Below are 17809 nucleotides of genomic sequence, written 5' to 3'. Positions count from 1 at the left end.
TTCTCCGATTTCACGGGTCGATATGCCGGGTGTCGACCGGGTACTTGCCTCAGCGCATCCCACACATGAATTACTCCCGTGGCGAGAGGAATCTCAGCAACGGCCATGGAGCAACGATATCCGCGTTCCTCCTTCGGCACTATGGGTGCGTTCGGTCGCTACCTGATGGCTACGGCAGCCCCGGATTCGCGGTATTGCCAACCACCGCCGAGCGCCTTGAAGGCCGCGACCGCTGCGCGTGCTGATTCCGTTTTCGCCTGCACCCGCTCGTCCGACGCGCGTAGCAGGTTTTCGTCGGCCTGCAGTACTTCGATGAGACTGACCACGCCTTTTTGATAGGCTGCAAACGACGCCGCTCGCGCGCGACCCAGCGAGTCCACGCCCTGGTTGAGCACAGCAGCCTGTTCCTCGCGCTTGACCAGTGCAGAAAAGGCGTTCTCTACGTCTTCGGTTGCATGGAGCGAGGCAAGCCGATACGCCGCCAACATCTCGGCCTCCTGGCCCTTGGCCTGGTTGATCTGCGCATTGATGCGACCGAAGTCGAACAGACGCCAGCGCAGCCCCAGCACGCCTGCAGCCTGATTGGCGCCGCTCGTGAAAAGATTGCCACTGGCCACGGATGTCGCGCTGCCGATCAGTCCACTCAGGGAGAGCTTGGGGTAATACTCAGCGATGGCGACACCAATACGCGCATTCGATGCGGCCAGGCGCCGCTCGGCCACGATCAGGTCAGGCCGACGCCTGAGCAACTCACCCGGCGATCCGGTGGCCGCGATCTGCGGGGCGACCGGAATGTCGCCCGCTTCGACCAGCTCTGCCCGATGCGTGCCGGGCTGCACGCCGAGCATCACATCCAGTGCGTTCATCGCCGCATCCAGCCCCGTCTCGAGGACCGGGACGGAGGCTCGAACCTGGGCAAGCGCTCCCTCGGCCTGGCTGACCTGAAGTTCGGCAGCCAACCCTTTGCCATACAGAAGGTTGATGGTTGAAAGCAGTTGCTGCTGCGTCTGCACCTGATGCCGGGCAACGTTCAGACGGGCTTGCAGTCCACGGATGGTGATGTAGATGTCGGCGGTCTGCGCCGCTACCGCCAGGCGCGTGGCCGCTGCGCCCGCTTCCGAAGCCCGGTACTCGGCTAGCGCCGCTTCCCGCCCTCGACGCAGGCCTCCGAACACGTCCAGTTCCCAGCTCGCGCTGAGATTGGCTTCGTAGTCGTTGCCGTAGCGGTCGAAACCGGGCGTCGAGTTCAAGACTCGTCCAAGGGGCGTTTCTACGGACTGGTAGACCCTGGCCGCCTGGCCGCTGACATCACCGGAAGGCAGCAACGCAGCATTCGCTGCCCCAAGTCCTGCACGCGCTTGTGCAATGCGAGCGGATGCCTGCGCGAGGTCGAGGTTTTGCTCCAGCGCAAGCGCGACGAACCGTGTCAGTTGCGGATCGCCGAAACCCGTCCACCAGGTGGCGAGATCGGCACTGGCCGTTGCGGGCCGCTGATCGACCGCGACCTGGCCCTGGAACCGTTCCGGCATGGGTACGTCGGGCCGGACGTAATCGGGGCCGACGGCGCAGCCTGCCGAGAGACTGGCGACAATGAGTACGGCAAGGAGTTGTTTGGGCAGCATGAGCTTCTTCCGGCGAAGGAGAACAGAGCGAGTGACTGTGACTATAATACATTTTAGTCACTTGTTGTTGATTCTTGAGAGCGGCGGTAAGCTGCGAACCATGAAAAATGCAATCACCTATCCCGTTTCGGCCCGTGGCCCGGCCGACCATGAGGTGCGCGATCAGATCGTCGCTGCCGCCACCGAGCACTTCAGCCGGTATGGCTACGAGAAAACGACCGTCTCCGATCTCGCCAAGGCCATCGGCTTTTCCAAGGCCTACATCTACAAGTTCTTCGAGTCCAAGCAGGCCATTGGCGAGATGATCTGCGCGAACTGTCTGCGCGAGATCGAAAGCGAGGTCAAAGCGGCCGTCGAGGAGGCCGACCGGCCGCCGGAGAAGCTGCGGCGGATGTTCAAGGCGATCGTCGAGGCCAGCCTTCGCCTGTTCTCCCAGGACCGCAAGCTTTACGAGATTGCCGCGTCGGCCGCCACCGAGCACTGGCAGGCGACACTCGCCTATGAGGAGCGCATCCAGAAGCTGCTTCAGGACATCCTGCAGGCGGGCCGGCAGAGCGGAGACTTCGAGCGCAAGACGCCGCTGGACGAGACCGCGATGGCGATCTACCTGGTCCTGCGCCCCTACCTCAACCCGCTCATCCTGCAGCACAGCTTCGATTACACCGAGGAAGCGCCGGCGAAACTGTCAAGCCTGGTGCTCCGTAGCCTCTCACCCTGAAGCGAAGCGTATGTGACTGTTGACTATATTGGTCACTAGAACCATAATGAAAGCCATCATCACTTCGTCGATGGGACTTTCATGCGCTCGCGCCGCCTCGCCACCTCTACCGTCGTCTGTGCCTTGCCGTTTGCGCTGCTCGCCTGCGGCGGCAAAGCCCCCTCCGATCCGCGCACCGAGGCACCACTGGTGCGCGTCGCAGTCGTTCAGGGCGCCATCCCCGCGTCACGTTCGTTTACCGGAACCGTAGCCGCCCGCGTGCAGAGCGACCTGGGGTTTCGCGTATCCGGCAAGGTGCTGGAGCGGCTGGTGGATGCGGGTCAGATCGTCAAACGCGGCCAGCCGCTGATGCGCATCGACCCGGTCGATCTGAAGCTTGCGGCACAGTCGCAGGAAGAGGCAGTTGCGGCCGCACGCGCGCGGGCGCATCAGACGGCGGAGGATGAAGCCCGCTACCGCGACCTGCGCGGCACCGGTGCGATATCGGCTTCGGCCTACGATCAGATCAAGGCGGCGGCGGATGCGGCCAAGGCCCAGCTCAGTGCGGCCGAAGCACAAGCCGACGTGGCCCGCAATGCGACCCGTTATGCGGAGCTCGTCGCGGACGGCGATGGTGTCGTCATGGAAACGCTGGCCGAACCGGGCCAGGTTGTCAGCGCGGGACAGACCGTGGTGCGCCTGGCCCACGCCGGGCGTCGCGAGGCCGTGATCCAGTTGCCGGAAACGCTGCGCCCCGCGATCGGTTCCGTTGCACAAGCCACGCTCTTCGGCAAAGACGGCGTTGGCGTTCCGGCCACACTCCGCCAGCTTTCGGATACGGCGGATCGCCTTACCCGCACCTTTGAGGCGCGGTACGTGCTGGAAGAAGCACTGGCGAACGCCCCGTTGGGCGCCACGGTGACGATCCAGATTCCGGATGCACGTGCGTCCGTGCAAGGCGGCTTGCAGGTGCCGATTGGCGCGCTGCTGGACGCGGGCAAGGGACCCGGGGTGTGGGTCATCGACGGCAAGCCTGCAAAGGTGTCCTGGCGGCCGGTTGCGATTCAGCATCTGGACGACGATGGCGCACGCATCGCCGGTCAACTCCGGCAAGGTGACCGGGTCGTCGCGCTCGGCGCGCATCTGCTGCGCGAAGGCGAACAGGTCCGTGTGGCGGGCCAGACGACCGCCACTTCGACCGAGGGAGTCCGTCCGTGAGCGAAGGTCGTTTCAACCTGTCGGCGCTCGCCGTGCGCGAGCGCTCCATCACCCTGTTCCTGATCTGCCTGATCTCGCTGGCCGGGCTCCTTTCGTTCTTCAAGCTGGGCCGGGCGGAAGACCCGGCCTTCACGGTCAAGGTGATGACCATCGTCACCGCGTGGCCTGGGGCCACCGCGCAGGAAATGCAGGACCAGGTCGCCGAGAAGATTGAAAAGCGCATGCAGGAACTGCGCTGGTACGACCGGACCGAGACCTACACAAGACCTGGCCTGGCGTTCACGACCTTGACGTTGCTCGACAGCACGCCGCCTTCGCAAGTGCAGGAGGAGTTCTACCAGGCCCGCAAGAAAGTCGGCGACGAAGCAGCCAACCTTCCGTCTGGCGTGATTGGGCCGATCGTCAATGACGAATACGCAGACGTCACCTTTGCGCTGTTCGCGCTCAAGGCCAAAGGCGAACCGCAGCGCCTGCTGGTGCGCGATGCGGAGACACTGCGTCAGCGGCTGCTGCACGTACCGGGCGTGAAGAAGGTCAACATCATTGGCGAGCAGGCCGAGCGGATCTATGTCGAGTTTTCGCATGACCGTCTGGCCACACTGGGTGTGAATCCGCAGGACGTGTTCGCCGCGCTCAACAGCCAGAATGTCCTGACGCCGGCAGGCTCCGTGGAGACCAGGGGCCCTCAGGTTCTCATTCGCGTGGACGGCGCCTTCGACGCATTGCAGAAGGTCCGCGACACGCCGGTTGTGGCGCAGGGTCGCACACTGAAGCTGTCGGACATTGCCACCGTCAGTCGTGGCTATGAAGATCCGGCGACATTCACGATCCGCAACAACGGCGAACCGGCCTTGCTGCTCGGCATCGTCATGCGCGACGGCTGGAACGGGCTCGACCTGGGCAAGGCGCTGGACAGGGAGGTGGGCGCGATCAACGCTGAACTGCCACTGGGCATGAGCCTGAGCAAGGTCACGGACCAGGCCGTCAACATCAGCTCGGCGGTCGATGAGTTCATGATCAAGTTCTTCGCTGCTTTGCTGGTGGTCATGCTGGTGTGCTTCGTGAGCATGGGCTGGCGCGTGGGGGTTGTGGTGGCTGCGGCCGTGCCGCTGACGCTCGCAGCTGTCTTCATGGTGATGGCCGCGACCGGCAAGAACTTCGACCGCATCACCCTGGGCTCCCTGATCCTGGCGCTGGGTCTGCTGGTGGACGATGCCATCATCGCCATCGAAATGATGGTGGTGAAGATGGAAGAAGGTTACAGCCGCGTGGCCGCCTCCGCCTATGCCTGGAGTCATACGGCTGCGCCTATGCTATCGGGCACGCTGGTGACGGCCGTCGGCTTCATGCCCAATGGCTTCGCCCGCTCCACCGCAGGCGAATACACCAGCAACATGTTCTGGATCGTTGGCATTGCACTGCTCGCGTCCTGGGTGGTCGCCGTGGTGTTCACGCCTTACCTCGGCGTCAAGCTGCTGCCCGATTTCAAGACGGTCGAAGGTGGCCACGACGCGCTCTACGACACGCCGCGCTACAACCGCTTCCGCCAGTTGCTTACGCGTGTCATCGGGCGCAAATGGCTGGTCGCCGGTTCGGTCGTGGCGCTCTTTGTCGTGGCCATCCTCGGTATGTCGGTGGTCAAGAAACAGTTCTTCCCCATCTCCGATCGTCCAGAAGTGCTGGTTGAGGTGCAAATGCCCTATGGCACGTCGATCGCCCAGACCAGCGCCGCCACGGCGAAGGTTGAAGCCTGGCTGGCCAGACAGAAGGAAGCCAGGATCGTCACAGCCTACATCGGTCAGGGCGCCCCACGGTTCTATCTGGCAATGGGCCCCGAACTGCCTGATCCGTCGTTTGCCAAGGTCGTGGTCCGTACGGATAGTCAGGATGAGCGCGACGCGTTGAAGCAGCGACTGCGACAAGCCATCGCCGACGGTCTCGCGTCGGAGGCGCGCGTACGCGTCACACAACTCGTATTCGGCCCGTATTCGCCGTTCCCGGTCGCCTACCGGGTCACGGGTCCGGACCCGGACAAGCTACGCGGTATCGCGGCTGAAGTCCAGCACGTGATGGACGCGAGCCCGATGATGCGCACGGTCAACACCGACTGGGGTACGCGCACGCCTACACTGCACTTCACCTTGCAGCAGGACCGATTGCAGGCGGTGGGGCTGAGTTCCAGCGCCGTGGCGCAGCAGTTGCAATTCCTGCTCACCGGTATTCCTGTCACCGCAGTACGTGAGGACATTCGCACCGTGCAGGTCATGGCGCGTTCGGCCGGCGACGTCCGTCTCGATCCGTCCAGGATCAGCGACTTTACGCTGGCGGGCGCCAACGGGCAGCGCATCCCACTGTCACAGGTGGGCAAAGTCGACGTGCGCATGGAGGAGCCGATCATGCGCCGGCGCGACCGCATGCCGACGATCACCGTGCGGGGCGACATCGCCGATGACCTGCAGCCGCCGGATGTGTCAACGGCGATTACCAGGCAGCTTCAACCCATCATGGCCAGGCTGCCGGGCGGCTACCGCATCGAGCAGGCCGGCTCCATCGAAGAGTCAGACAAGGCGACGGTAGCCATGTTGCCGCTCTTCCCGATCATGCTGGCGATTACCCTGCTGATCATCATCTTCCAGGTGCGCTCGATCTCCGCGATGGTCATGGTGTTCCTGACCAGTCCATTGGGGCTGATCGGCGTCGTGCCAACCCTGATTCTGTTCCGACAGCCATTCGGCATCAATGCGCTGGTCGGCCTGATTGCGCTGTCGGGCATCCTGATGCGCAACACGCTGATTCTGATCGGGCAGATCCGCCAGAACGAACAGGCGGGGCTGGATCCCTTCAAGGCAGTCGTCGAGGCAACCGTGCAGCGGGCCCGACCGGTGATCCTGACCGCGCTGGCGGCGATCCTGGCCTTCATCCCGCTGACCCATTCGGTGTTCTGGGGAACCCTTGCTTACACGCTGATTGGCGGTACGTTTGCCGGGACGATTCTGACCCTGGTGTTCCTGCCTGCCATGTATTCCATTTGGTTCAGGATCAGGCCGGGCAGTACAGCTGAACCGCAAGGAGGCAAGCATGAACGGGCACAACCTGCGGAACAGATGTTTGAGGACTCGTCGGCCAACCAGCGATAAACAACGCCACCCTCCAAAGGAACTCCTATGTCGAATTCGATTGTTGTCGTTGTTACCGGCGTGTCATCGGGGATCGGACGTGCTACCGCAGAGAAATTTGCCAAACGGGGCTGCAAGGTATTCGGCACCGTACGCAACCCTGCCAATGCACACCCCATACCCGGTGTTCAGTTGATCCCGATGGATGTCCGTGACGATGTTTCCGTTCAACGTGGATTCCAGACCATCATCACTCAGGCCAGGCGCATCGATGTGCTAGTCAATAGTGCGGGGGTGACCCTGCTCGGTGCGACGGAAGAAACGTCGCTTGCCGAAGCGCAGTCGCTGTTCGATACCAACGTTTTTGGAATCTTGCGCACGACACAAGCGGTGCTGCCGAAGATGCGCGCGCAGGGTTCGGGAAGAATCGTCAACGTCAGCTCCGTGCTGGGCTTTCTTCCGGCTCCGTACATGGGGCTCTATTCGGCTTCCAAGCATGCTGTTGAGGGAATGTCCGAAACCCTGGATCACGAGGTGCGCAAGTTCGGAATCCGCGTGGTGCTGGTCGAGCCGTCCTATACCCGGACCCATCTGGATCTCAATGCGCCCCATGCGGCTTCAAAAATTGCGGCCTATAACGAGGACCGCGCGGTCGTGTCCCGTGCAATTCAGAAAAGTGTCAATGAGGCCCCGGCACCGGATGGTGTCGCCACTACGATCGTCGATGCTGCTCTGGGTGAATGGAAAATGCGCCGCACGCCCAAAGGCGAAGCCTCCCTTCTGAGAAAATTGCGCCGCTTCATGCCAGCTGGCCCAGTCGATGCAAGCCTGCGGAAGACATTTGCGCTGGCTTGAAATCATGCTCCTTACCAGTCACGGACGATGCGAGACATCATGTCGTTACGCGCATGGCGGAGCCAAAGCTGGTGCAAACCGGCAGCCCTTGAAGTCGTCGGCAGTTGAGGACGCGAGGTCGTAACATGCTCAAGGCCGGGGCGGACAGCGACTGGCCCCCGCGCCCATCAACTGATCACCGCAAGACGATGGACTGTCTGGGCTGGGTCAGCATCGCTGGCTGAAGAATTTCATCCAGTTGTACCCGCGTGAGAAGGCCACGCTCAATGACGATCTCCGCGACGCTCTGGCCGGAAACGAGCGCCTGCTGCGCGACCTGGGTTGCATTCACATATCCGATGTAGGGGTTCAGCGCAGTCACAATTCCGATTGAGTTCTCGACAAGTAGCTGCAGTCGCTCACGGTTCGCGGTAATGCCGTCCACGCATTTTGATGCCAATGTCAGACATCCCGCCCGAAGATGCGCGACGCTCTTGAAAAGACTGTGCGCAATAACCGGTTCGAACGCGTTCAACTGCAACTGACCCGCTTCTGCCGCGAAACTGACCGTGACATCGTTACCGATCACTTCGAAAGCAATCTGGTTCATCACTTCCGGGATAACCGGGTTCACCTTGCCCGGCATGATGCTGGACCCCGCCTGAACGGGAGGGAGGTTGATTTCCCCAAAGCCAGCCCGCGGACCACTGGAGAGCAACCGGAGGTCATTGCAGACCTTCGAGAGCTTGACGGCTACGCGTTTCAGCACACCCGACAGTTGCACGAACGAGCCGACGTCCTGTGTGGCCTCAACGAGATTCGGCGAAGTGGTGACGGGAATTCCTGTGACCGAAGCAAGGTGACGGCATACAAGAGGCGCATACTCAGGCGACGTGTTGATACCGGTGCCGATCGCGGTCGCCCCCAGGTTGATTTCGCAGATCAGCTTTGATGCCTCCATCAGGCGGTCTTCGTCTTCGCCCAGCATCACGGCAAAGGTACTGAACTCCTGGCCCAGCGTCATCGGCACCGCATCCTGCAACTGCGTCCGCCCCATCTTGAGGTCGAGTTTGAACTCCTCGGCCTTTCGTTCGAACGAGGCACGCAGCACACCCATTGCATGGACGAGTTGAACAATACCCATATAAGCAGCGATTTTTAGCGCAGTCGGATAAACGTCGTTGGTACTTTGCCCCAGATTGACGTCCTCGTTGGGGTGCAAAGCTGCATAGTCGCCGCGTTGACAACCGAGGTACTCCAGCGCGAGATTGGCCACTACTTCGTTTGCATTCGTGTTCGTGGATGTGCCAGCGCCGCCCTGAATGACGTCGACCACGAACTGGTCATGCGCCACGCCCTGACGAATCGCCTGGCAGGCCCGCACGATGGCCGTCAGTTTGTGCTCCGGCAGCAGGCCCAGCTCGTGATTGGCGAGTGCTGCTGCCTCCTTGACGCTGGCGAGCGCGTTGACCAGATTCGGGTATGTCGAAATAGGAATGCCCGTGATCGGGAAATTCTGGAGCGCGCGCAGCGTATGGACGCCGTAATACGCCTCTTGCGGAACCGGCAGATCGCCAAGAAGATCGTGCTCGATACGATGAGTCGAAACTGACATTTGATGCTCCAAAGGAAAAGGCCAAACCGATGACGCGCCCGGTCCGTTTTCGAACCGGGCGACGAAAGCTTTGGGGGCGAGCCGGTGTCAGCTCAGTTGGTGGCACCGCCCTTCGCGTAAGCAATGCATTGCCTCGCGAGGACTTCAGTCGGGTCAACCAGTTGCACGCGCCCGCCGTTACTGTCGACGAATTCGCCAGCGGGAAGGAGGATTGGGAGCTCTGTGCATCCAAGGATGATCACTTCAACGCCCTCTGCAATCAGTCCTTCGACTGCCGCGATGATGTCTTCCTGACATTGACCGGTCGTGAAACCTGCCTTGACGCCGTTCTTTCCGTAGATGGCGTCCATCACACGCGCCTGCAATGCGGCGCCAGGGGCAATCTGGTGCAGGCCCTGCGATTCGAGAGCCTTCTGGTAGACACCGCTACCGATCGTGCCTAAGTCACCATGCCATGTCGTAGTTCCAACGGTGGCAGTCGCCGTAACGCCTGGTTATCGCCCGTCTTCACGCGCTCGCGGGAGTCTTACCCGGCGAGCAAACACCAGGAGCAGTCAAGTCTGCTTCACGACCTGCCAATGTTTTCTCGCTCGCTGAGCGGGCAATGTCGCCGTGCAGCCATCCGGCAAACGCATGAATCGCGGTTTCGTTTCGCGAAAAAATAATCCACTGCCCCACGCGTTTCGCGTTGACGAGGCGCGCTCGTTCCAGCTGCGACAGATGCACCGATACCGTGGACTGTGACAGTCCGCTTTTCGAGCGAATCATTCCTGCCGACACGCCTCGCAATGGCGCGTCCTCCGCGTCCAGAAAGTGGCTGGCAGGATCGGCCAGCCATTGCAGCACCTTTCGCCGGAACGGATGAGCCAGCGCGCGGACCATCGCATCGAAATCGTTCATCGCGTGAATCATCCTCTAGAACATATTCGCAGCTTCCTGAGTCCGCTTCGTGCTCCCGCCTGGACGGGAAGGAATAAACGGTCCCGTGATCATGTCCGCGTAGGTCTGCCCCGGGCCCACCATCGGAAACACGTCGGCGTTCTCGTCGATCATCACTTCGAGAAACGCTGGTCCGTCGAATTCCAGAAACGCCTCCAATTGCCCTGCGAGTTCGTCTTTCGCATCGACGCGACATGCAAATTCGAATCCGTCCGCCTTTGCCGCCATGACAAAGTTCTTCCGATGCAGCGCCTTGTCGCTGACGACCAGCCGCCCTTCGTAGAAGAGGCGCTGCCATTGGCGGATCATCCCGTCGCCGAGATTGTTGAGCAACAACACCTTGACGGCGACGCGATATGTCGTTGCTGTCTCCAGTTCGCCGACGTTCATGCGGATGCTGCCATCGCCGTCGATATCGATCACAAGCGCGTCCGGTCGTGCCAGTTGCGCGCCGATTGCTGCTGGCAACCCAAAACCCATTGTCCCCATGCTGCCTGACGTGAGAAGGCTCCGAGGCTCGATGAAGTCAAAAAACTGCGCAGCCCACATCTGATGCTGACCGACGCCTGTGCAAACGATCGCGCGTCCACCCGTCAGTTCGCTGAGCTTTTCGATCACGAATTGCGGCTGGATCTTCGGGCTTGCCCTGTCGTAGTTCATCCCACGGGTCTGTTTCAGCTCCATAACATGAGCCTTCCAGGCGGAAGGAGGCAGATCACAGGGTCCGTATTCCAAGAGCGACCGCAGCGCATTTTTCGCGTCGCCCACATGCGACCAATGCGCCCGTTTAACTTTGCTGATCTCGGCTTCGTCAATATCGATGTGCGCGACGTAACGCGCGCCCGGCGCAAACTGCTCGGGACGGCCGCCGGCGACACGATCATCGAAACGCGCACCAACGGCGATCAGGAAGTCGCAATCCTGTACGGCATAGTTTGCACACGCGGTGCCGTGCATGCCAAGCATGCCGAGGTGCAGCTCGTGAGTCGCGGGTATCGCGCCGAGGCCCATCAGTGTCGTGACGATGGGTATTCCGTAGCGCTCGGAAAACTGCCTCAGTTCAGCTGCTGCACCTGACGCAATCACACCGCCGCCCACATACAGGAGCGGACGCCGGCTCTGTTCAAGAAGCGCGAAGAATGCGCTGCGCTTCTCCGCATCGAGTCTTGCGCCCTTCGCGACCATTCTAAGCCGGTCGGAATAGCCGCGGAACTTCAGCGTGCCTTGTCCTTTGTAAGTGCCTTTCCAGTTCTGGATATCTTTTGGCACATCGACCACCACAGGACCTGGACGACCCGTGCGGGCGATCTCGAACGCGCTGCGTAAGGTCTGTTCGAGCTTATCCGGATCGGTGACCAAAAACACCTGCTTGGCACACGCCGACATGATGTTGAAGACGGGCGCTTCCTGAAACGCGTCGCTGCCAATCGCCGCGCGCGGCACCTGACCGCATATCAGCACGACTGGAATCGAATCGCCATTGCAATCGGCAATTGGCGTGAGTGCATTGGTCGCGCCCGGTCCCGACGTCACCGTAAACACGCCAACCTTTCCGCTGGCACGCGCATAGCCTGCGGCCATGAATCCTGCCGCCTGCTCGTTGGCTGGCACGACCAGCCTGATCTGGCGTTCCGGGTTTCCCTCGTGCATTTCGTTGAAACGAAACACGGCATCGTAGGTCGGCAGGTTTGCACCGCCGCTATATCCGAAGATGGTGTCGACGCCCTGCTCGCTTAGTACGCGAAGGATGATGTCAGCGCCGGATATCGTTTCGTCGCTGTTCTCAGGTTCAAGCTGCGGTGTCGATGCAGCAGGTGCGTTTTGTGCCATAGCCGGCCTTCGTCAAGATGATTCCGTTTTCGGTCGGAGGCGCATGGTTCATCCCAGGCGCGTCCATACGACAAAAGTCTACTGAGCGGACCAGAAAGCCGGAACAACGACGTAGCACGTTCATAGGCCAAACGATGCGCGATTCGGGCCATCGCAGTGGCATATCGGAGGCTCGCGATACCGGCACAAATGCGCCCAATATTTGCACGTCATGCCACAGTTGCAGTACTGTACTTGCGCTATGCTGATCGGCTGCACGCGCTCGGGATTGACGAGGGCTGTTGCTTACAATCGATCAAGGTCATGAGATGAAAGTCGCCATTGTTCTCTTTGATGGTGTGCAAGCCCTGGATGTCGCGGGTCCGCTGGATGTGTTTGCCGAGGCCAATGCGTCGCTCGCCGCGCACCAGTGCTACGAGGTATCCCTCGTCGGATTTCAGCGGGGTACGGTGACCTGCTCGAACGGAATGCAACTCGCCGTGCCTTTCGCCTATGACGACGTCGACACCCAGTACGATCTGTTGCTGATCGCGGGTGGTCCGCGCTTGCCCGACTTTCAGCCGCCAGCCGAATTTCTCGCCTGGCTAAAACGTCAGGCAAACGGGGCATCCCGCTTCGGCTCCGTGTGCAACGGTGCATTTTTGCTCGCGCATGCCGGGCTGCTCGATAACAGAGAAGTCACCACGCACTGGGAAGACGCCCCTCGCCTGGCCGACGCCTTTCCGCAAGTCTGCGTGCAATCCGACCGCATTTTCATTCGCGATGGCCGATTGTTCACGTCGGCGGGCGTGACGGCAGGTATTGACCTGTGCCTGTCGCTCGTTACGGAAGACTGGGGACACGAACTCGCCGTACGCGTAGCAAAGCGGTTAGTTGTTTATATCCAGCGCGAAGGCGGCCAATCGCAGTACAGCCCCTATATCGGCGTGCGCAAGGATGATGATCCGATCATCGGCAAGGTACATCGCTACGTGGTCGACCACATCACCGACGTTCTTTCGATCGAACAACTTGCCAGCGCAGTGTCGGTCAGCCGGCGTACCTTCTCGCGGCTGTTCGCGAAGTATGCGAAGGTAACGCCGTCGGCATTCGTCGAACAGGTGCGAGTGGATACTGCACGAAAACTGCTCGAAGAATCGGATGCACCGCTCAAGACCGTCGCATTCAACTGCGGATTTCATAGCGCGACGCACATGCGGACCACATTCGCACGACGCCTTAACGTCACACCGAAACAGTATCGTCTGCGGTTTCGCGGCAATGCGGGCGAAACCCAGCTGGCGCTCGACGCGTTGGCAGAATGAAGCCGATCAGTTCCTCTGAATCGCATCGAGGTCTTCCTGACATTCTGGAAGCCGGTTTATCGGTGGTCTTTTGCGGGATCAATCCAGGTCTTCGTGCGGCGGCGACGGGCCATCACTTCGCAGGCCGAGGCAACCGGTTCTGGCGCGTGCTTTATCTGGCAGGCTTTACACCTGAAGTCCTATCTCCCGACAATGACCGCATGCTGCTGCGATACGGCTGCGGTCTGACGGCGGCGGTCGCGCGTCCAACAGCGCGAGCCGATGAGTTGTCGCGATCGGAGATCAGAGAAGCGGCAGCAGGATTCGAGACAAAGATCGAACGCCATGTGCCGCGCTACGTCGCGTTCCTCGGCAAATTGGCAATAGCGCAAATGAGCAGATCGCGTGATATTCAATGGGGACTTCAAACGGCAGCATTCGGTGGTGCGCTAGTCTGGGTGTTACCGAATCCCAGCGGATTGAATCGCACCTTCAGCCTTGATGCACTGGTTGACGCTTATCGGGAGCTTTATGTTGCCGCGTTTCGGGAAACTGAAGCTGCGCGTTCCTGCGCAACGTCTCCGTGACGAACTCGACGAACGAACGCACCTTAATACTCTTGCCGCGCCGCTCGACGTGCAGCAGATTGACAGGAATCGATTGCGGCTCGAAGGGCGTCAATACAGGCTGAAGTTTTCCGCTTAACACTTCAGGCGCCGTCTGATACGAAAGCAATTGCGTGATGCCCACGCGATCAACAGCAGCCATCACGGCAGCAGGCGCCAGATCGACAATCATCCGTGGGCGCAGCCGCACAGCCAGTCTCGAACCGTTTTCGCAATACATCCACTCCAGCGGATGAGTCACGCCCGTGTAGGACACGCAGTGATGCCCGGCGAGATCTTTCGGATGCAGAGGCTCACCCCACGCGTCGAGATAACCCGGCGCCGCATAGGTTCGACGACGCACGAAGCCGAGCGGAACAGCGAAGATCGAAGAATCGCCAAGCAGGCCAATACGTATCGCTATATCGACACCTTCGTCGATTAGCCGCGTCGGCCTGTCGACATACACGACATTCACGCTGACGTCCGGGTATAAGTTCGCATAGGCGTTGACCAGCGGCGCGACAAAGCGCTGACCAAAAAGAACCGGTGCAGAAACCGTCAACGTGCCGACAGGCTTGCTTTGATCGGCAAAGATATTCGCCTCTGCGTTGGCGATTGTACCCAGCGCGTTGCGGCAGGCATCAATGTAAATCATACCCGCATCGGTCGGACGGATGGAGCGTGTCGTGCGCGATATCAGTTGCACACCGACACGCGCTTCCAGGGAGTTCAGCGCACGCGAAACGGCAGGCGCCGACATGCCGAGCCTCTCCGACGCGGCCGTTAAGCTGCCACGATCAACGATGGCGACGAACACCTCCATCTCACGATATTTGTCCATCTCGATTCCTGACTTGCGACTTCTGCTGAGGTCTGATTCTACGAGTCCTTCTCGCGCTGCGTTCCGGCTTCTTTGGATTGACCGATGAAACATGTCATCTGGCCTGAAACTGACTCAATCGATACGACCCGCTCGCGGTGTGGCTCAAATCGAATACTGAATGGCCCAAGACGTTATTCCCACATGCTTCAGTAAATCGGCCGCATCTTCGACAATAAAATTCCCACCGGGTGGCAGTGCCCACTCTAACTGTCGAAAGGATTTGCCATGTTCTCCGCAATGCTTGAAGTTAATCCGATTCCCGAACAGTTCGATGCTTATCTCGGTATGGCGAAAATGCTGCGTCCAGAACTGGAGAAAATCGATGGCTTCATCGATAACAGTCGCTACGCAAGTCTCACGCGCGACGGCTGGCTCCTGTCACTTTCCAGTTGGCGCGATGAAAAGTCGCTGATTCGCTGGCGCATCGAATCGAAACACTTCAAGGTTCAACAGGCCGCCCGCGATCGCGTGTTTGCAGACTACCGGCTGCGTATCGGCCAGACGGTTGCGGATACCCACGTTCCCGCAGGCTACACGCTGACTGAACAACGCCTCGACGAAACGGAAACGGGCGCCGGCAAGGCGGTCATGTTGATCGACGCTCAACGCCCGGCGGACTGGATGAAGCAATCGGGCGCGGAGGCCGTCGCGAAGTCGCTCAGTCTTGACCTGACGGCTTCCGGTCTGATCGCGTGGGATGTATTCGATGCGCTGTTGGCGCCGGGCGATGTGATCGCCGCAGTTACGTGGCGCGACCTCGCTGCCGCTCAGGCGTTCGCGCAGAACATGACGGTACCCGAGGGTGCACGTCTGCGGCATATTCGTGTGATCCGCGAGTACGGCATGTACGATCGCCGGGAAGCGCCGCAACACTTTGCCGCGGCACGGCGTAATGCGTAAAGCTGCGGCCGGTTTCAACTGCTATGGCAAGAAACCGGTCGCATTCATCGACCTATCCCTCGATAATCCTGACGCTATAGTCTTCGTCCTGAAACGCGACGAAGAACTCCTCCGGCATCAGCCACGAATCGACACTAACACTATTCGCGTCGATATCGATATCGACCTTCGCATCGACATCGACACTCTTCATCGCACGTTCGATTCTGGATATGTCGTCGGAACCGATCGCTTCACTCACTGAGAATTTCATCGCCATCTCCATCCAATAACAGTTCAATTCACTCGACTGGCAGGCGCTCCAAAAGCGCCGTCGCTGGGAGTGATTCTATCTACGAGCTTGTCGAATGACGACGCGTACCGAGCAACAATCTTTTTCAAATCTGGACGATTTACCCCGTGTAATAAGACCTTTTCCATGCGCTCAATCAAAACCATGAAAGTTCCGGCAATGGCCAGATTCCTGAATGAATTGGCCTGAAACGATTCGTCCATCGACTTCAAGAAATGCGACGTCGCTCCTAGAATCCATCACATCATCACGCTGTAAAGAAACCGCGAAAGTCCAGGTGAAGCAGATACGTCATTGCCCGGATTTAATGCATTGTTGAGGACTATTAGCCGGGTGCGATTTTATGAAGACGACTGTCGATTCCCTGACGATTGAAGCGGTCGCGACGGTTGAGCCGGCCGCGCCGTTAGCGCCCGCGCCTGCTGCACAAACGCCAGCGCCACAGGCGCAAGCGCAGCCAGCGTTTTCGCTGCGCCTGGCCATCGGTCTGATCGGGATGCTGCTCGCGTCGCTACTCGCGATACTGAATGAGCAGGTCACTGCACAAGCAATGAACGACATTCGTGGCGCGCTATCGATCGCGCATGACGACGGCAGCTGGCTGACCGCGCTTTTCGAAGCGACCAACGTGGCAACGATGGTTTTCGCGCCGTGGTTCGGCATCACATTCACGTTGAAGCGCTTCACGCTCGGCGCGCTCATCGCCTCCATGCTGTTCGGCTTTCTGTGTCCGCTGTCGCCTGATCTGCCTGCGTTCTATCTGCTGCGCGTATTGCAGGGCATCGCCGGAGGATGTATTCCTCCGATGCTGATCATCGTGGCGCTGCGTTATCTGCCACCGAAGATCAAGCTCTATGGGCTCGCAGGCTATGCGCTCACCGCGACCTTCGGCCCTTCGGTGGGAACCCCGCTCGCCGCGCTGTGGACCGAGTACGTGAGTTGGAAAATGGCCTTCTGGCAGATTGTGCCGCTTGGCGTGATCAGCGGCATCGCAATCCAGTTCGGCCTTCCACAAGACCCGCTCAAGCTCGAACGATTCGGATCGTTAGACTGGTTCGGTCTGTTGACCGGTTTCCCCGCCGTCGCGATGCTGGTAACCGGTCTGCTGCAAGGTGATCGCCTCGACTGGCTGAATTCCTCGTTCATCTGCGTGATGCTCGGTGGCGGCGCCATGTTGTTCGCGTTGTTTCTGATCAACGAGTGGTATCACCCGGTACCGTTTTTCAAGCTGCAGATGCTGTCGCGCAGGAATTTTTCGCACGGTCTTTCGACACTTGTCGGCGCCGTTGTGCTGCTCGTTGGTGTGGCCGCGATTCCAGGTCAATTTCTCGCGCGAGTGCACGATTACCGGCCGCTTCAAACGACACCTCTGTCTCTGCTGGTCGCCCTTCCGCTGCTCGTCACGCTGCCGCTGACGGCTGCGTTGCTGAATCTTCGCCGTGTGGATTCGCGCTGGGTGATGGGGCTCGGACTACTGATGATCGGAATCACCTGCTTCCTTGGCAGCTTCATGACGTCGGAGTGGATCCGCGACAACTTCTACTGGTTGCAATCATTGCAGATCGTCGCGCAACCGATGGTGATACTCGCGATCCTGATGGGTGTGACCACCGGCTTGCCGCCCACCGATGGCGCCTTCGCTTCCGCGATGTTCAACTCGCTCAGAGGCTTCGCGGGCGTCATGGCAACCGCGCTGATCGAGGGTCTCGGCACCGCGCGCGAACATTTTCATTCGAGCATGCTGGTCGATCATCTCGGCAACAACGCGTTGATCACCACTCAGAGCTTCGACGCGGCGCGCGGATATGGCGGGCTTGCGCAACGTATCCACGAACAGGCCGTGGTGCTCACCTCTGCGGACCTTTATCGCGTGATGGCCTGCATCGCCATCGCCGTGCTTCTTCTCATTCCTGTGCTACCGGTACGCATCTATCCGCCGTGGAGCACAACGCCGCCCACCCCTCGCTAATGG

The 17809-nt window shown here is 60.1% G+C and carries 15 protein-coding genes and 1 pseudogene; 8 read left to right on the top strand and 8 right to left on the bottom strand.

Going from position 1 to position 17809, the window contains the following annotated elements:
- Positions 1–158: 158 nt before the first annotated feature.
- Positions 159–1622, bottom strand: a complete 1464-nt coding sequence (locus BMW76_RS20065; RefSeq protein ID WP_090868172.1) for an efflux transporter outer membrane subunit — start codon at positions 1620–1622, stop codon at positions 159–161.
- Between the two features lie 100 nt (positions 1623–1722).
- Here BMW76_RS20065 and BMW76_RS20060 point away from each other — a divergent pair, with 100 nt between their 5' ends.
- The 4 genes from BMW76_RS20060 (at position 1723) to BMW76_RS20045 (ending at position 7508) form a co-directional block, all read left to right on the top strand.
- A complete protein-coding gene (locus BMW76_RS20060; RefSeq protein WP_090868332.1) occupies positions 1723–2340 on the top strand; it encodes a TetR/AcrR family transcriptional regulator in 618 nt (205 codons plus the stop codon).
- An 81-nt stretch (positions 2341–2421) separates the two neighbouring features.
- Positions 2422–3537: an efflux RND transporter periplasmic adaptor subunit gene (locus BMW76_RS20055; protein WP_090868170.1), complete on the top strand. Its 1116-nt coding sequence runs from the start codon at positions 2422–2424 to the stop codon at positions 3535–3537.
- Complete coding sequence (locus BMW76_RS20050) at positions 3534–6674, top strand: efflux RND transporter permease subunit (RefSeq protein WP_090868167.1); 3141 nt, start codon at positions 3534–3536, stop codon at positions 6672–6674. The genes BMW76_RS20055 and BMW76_RS20050 overlap by 4 nt, the downstream gene beginning before the upstream one ends.
- Positions 6675–6701: 27 nt before the next feature.
- Complete coding sequence (locus BMW76_RS20045; protein WP_090868165.1) at positions 6702–7508, top strand: oxidoreductase; 807 nt, start codon at positions 6702–6704, stop codon at positions 7506–7508.
- 175 nt (positions 7509–7683) lie between these two features.
- Here the strand turns inward: BMW76_RS20045 and aspA are convergent, their stop codons facing one another.
- The 4 genes and pseudogenes from aspA to ilvB form a co-directional block, all read right to left on the bottom strand.
- The gene (gene aspA, locus BMW76_RS20040; RefSeq protein WP_090868164.1) at positions 7684–9102 is read right to left on the bottom strand and encodes an aspartate ammonia-lyase; all 1419 of its coding nucleotides are present in this window, start codon (positions 9100–9102) and stop codon (positions 7684–7686) included.
- A 92-nt stretch (positions 9103–9194) separates the two neighbouring features.
- Positions 9195–9542 (bottom strand): annotated as a pseudogene (locus BMW76_RS20035) (aspartate/glutamate racemase family protein); the annotation flags it as partial.
- 67 nt (positions 9543–9609) lie between these two features.
- Positions 9610–10002 carry an ArsR/SmtB family transcription factor gene (locus BMW76_RS20030; protein WP_218162544.1) on the bottom strand — a complete coding sequence of 131 codons (393 nt, stop codon included), beginning with the start codon at positions 10000–10002 and terminating at the stop codon, positions 9610–9612.
- A gap of 15 nt (positions 10003–10017) precedes the next feature.
- Positions 10018–11871 carry a biosynthetic-type acetolactate synthase large subunit gene (ilvB, locus tag BMW76_RS20025; RefSeq protein WP_177200432.1) on the bottom strand — a complete coding sequence of 618 codons (1854 nt, stop codon included), beginning with the start codon at positions 11869–11871 and terminating at the stop codon, positions 10018–10020.
- Between the two features lie 308 nt (positions 11872–12179).
- Between ilvB and BMW76_RS20020 the strand changes: the two genes are divergently transcribed.
- On the top strand, positions 12180–13175 hold the full coding sequence (locus BMW76_RS20020) for a GlxA family transcriptional regulator (RefSeq protein WP_090868160.1): 996 nt from the start codon (positions 12180–12182) through the stop codon (positions 13173–13175).
- Positions 13172–13741 (top strand): G/U mismatch-specific DNA glycosylase, encoded by a 570-nt coding sequence (gene mug / locus BMW76_RS20015; protein ID WP_090868158.1) that lies wholly within the window; start codon positions 13172–13174, stop codon positions 13739–13741. Before BMW76_RS20020 ends, mug begins: the two co-directional genes overlap by 4 nt.
- Here mug and BMW76_RS20010 read toward each other — a convergent pair.
- Entirely contained in the window at positions 13647–14603 is a 957-nt protein-coding gene (locus BMW76_RS20010; protein WP_090868156.1) for a LysR family transcriptional regulator, read from the bottom strand. The genes mug and BMW76_RS20010 overlap by 95 nt on opposite strands.
- A gap of 267 nt (positions 14604–14870) precedes the next feature.
- Between BMW76_RS20010 and BMW76_RS20005 the strand changes: the two genes are divergently transcribed.
- Positions 14871–15545, top strand: coding sequence for an antibiotic biosynthesis monooxygenase family protein (locus tag BMW76_RS20005; protein WP_090868154.1), 675 nt, complete (start codon positions 14871–14873; stop codon positions 15543–15545).
- A gap of 52 nt (positions 15546–15597) precedes the next feature.
- Here the strand turns inward: BMW76_RS20005 and BMW76_RS20000 are convergent, their stop codons facing one another.
- Together BMW76_RS20000 and BMW76_RS41650 are read right to left on the bottom strand one after the other, a co-directional pair.
- The gene (locus tag BMW76_RS20000) at positions 15598–15798 is read right to left on the bottom strand and encodes a hypothetical protein (RefSeq protein WP_090868327.1); all 201 of its coding nucleotides are present in this window, start codon (positions 15796–15798) and stop codon (positions 15598–15600) included.
- A 23-nt stretch (positions 15799–15821) separates the two neighbouring features.
- Complete coding sequence (locus BMW76_RS41650; protein WP_218162543.1) at positions 15822–16040, bottom strand: hypothetical protein; 219 nt, start codon at positions 16038–16040, stop codon at positions 15822–15824.
- A gap of 140 nt (positions 16041–16180) precedes the next feature.
- Between BMW76_RS41650 and BMW76_RS19995 the strand changes: the two genes are divergently transcribed.
- Entirely contained in the window at positions 16181–17806 is a 1626-nt protein-coding gene (locus BMW76_RS19995) for an MFS transporter (RefSeq protein ID WP_090868152.1), read from the top strand.
- The last annotated feature ends 3 nt before the right edge of the window (positions 17807–17809 follow it).

Origin of the sequence: Paraburkholderia diazotrophica, from assembly GCF_900108945.1 — a bacterium.
GTDB lineage: Bacteria > Pseudomonadota > Gammaproteobacteria > Burkholderiales > Burkholderiaceae > Paraburkholderia > Paraburkholderia diazotrophica.
This window is presented reverse-complemented; position numbering and strand designations above follow the sequence as displayed.

What these genes read in the sequence shown, in the direction of transcription:
- BMW76_RS20020 (WP_090868160.1), top strand. Translation starts at nt 12,180, where the DNA reads ATGAAAGTCGCCATTGTTCTCTTTGATGGTGTGCAAGCCCTGGATGTC.
- BMW76_RS20045 (WP_090868165.1), top strand. Translation starts at nt 6,702, where the DNA reads ATGTCGAATTCGATTGTTGTCGTTGTTACCGGCGTGTCATCGGGGATC.
- BMW76_RS19995 (WP_090868152.1), top strand. Translation starts at nt 16,181, where the DNA reads ATGAAGACGACTGTCGATTCCCTGACGATTGAAGCGGTCGCGACGGTT.
- BMW76_RS41650 (WP_218162543.1), bottom strand. Translation starts at nt 16,040, where the DNA reads ATGGACGAATCGTTTCAGGCCAATTCATTCAGGAATCTGGCCATTGCC.
- aspA (WP_090868164.1), bottom strand. Translation starts at nt 9,102, where the DNA reads ATGTCAGTTTCGACTCATCGTATCGAGCACGATCTTCTTGGCGATCTG.
- mug (WP_090868158.1), top strand. Translation starts at nt 13,172, where the DNA reads ATGAAGCCGATCAGTTCCTCTGAATCGCATCGAGGTCTTCCTGACATT.
- BMW76_RS20030 (WP_218162544.1), bottom strand. Translation starts at nt 10,002, where the DNA reads ATGAACGATTTCGATGCGATGGTCCGCGCGCTGGCTCATCCGTTCCGG.
- BMW76_RS20005 (WP_090868154.1), top strand. Translation starts at nt 14,871, where the DNA reads ATGTTCTCCGCAATGCTTGAAGTTAATCCGATTCCCGAACAGTTCGAT.
- ilvB (WP_177200432.1), bottom strand. Translation starts at nt 11,871, where the DNA reads ATGGCACAAAACGCACCTGCTGCATCGACACCGCAGCTTGAACCTGAG.
- BMW76_RS20000 (WP_090868327.1), bottom strand. Translation starts at nt 15,798, where the DNA reads ATGAAATTCTCAGTGAGTGAAGCGATCGGTTCCGACGACATATCCAGA.
- BMW76_RS20065 (WP_090868172.1), bottom strand. Translation starts at nt 1,622, where the DNA reads ATGCTGCCCAAACAACTCCTTGCCGTACTCATTGTCGCCAGTCTCTCG.
- BMW76_RS20010 (WP_090868156.1), bottom strand. Translation starts at nt 14,603, where the DNA reads ATGGACAAATATCGTGAGATGGAGGTGTTCGTCGCCATCGTTGATCGT.
- BMW76_RS20060 (WP_090868332.1), top strand. Translation starts at nt 1,723, where the DNA reads ATGAAAAATGCAATCACCTATCCCGTTTCGGCCCGTGGCCCGGCCGAC.
- BMW76_RS20055 (WP_090868170.1), top strand. Translation starts at nt 2,422, where the DNA reads ATGCGCTCGCGCCGCCTCGCCACCTCTACCGTCGTCTGTGCCTTGCCG.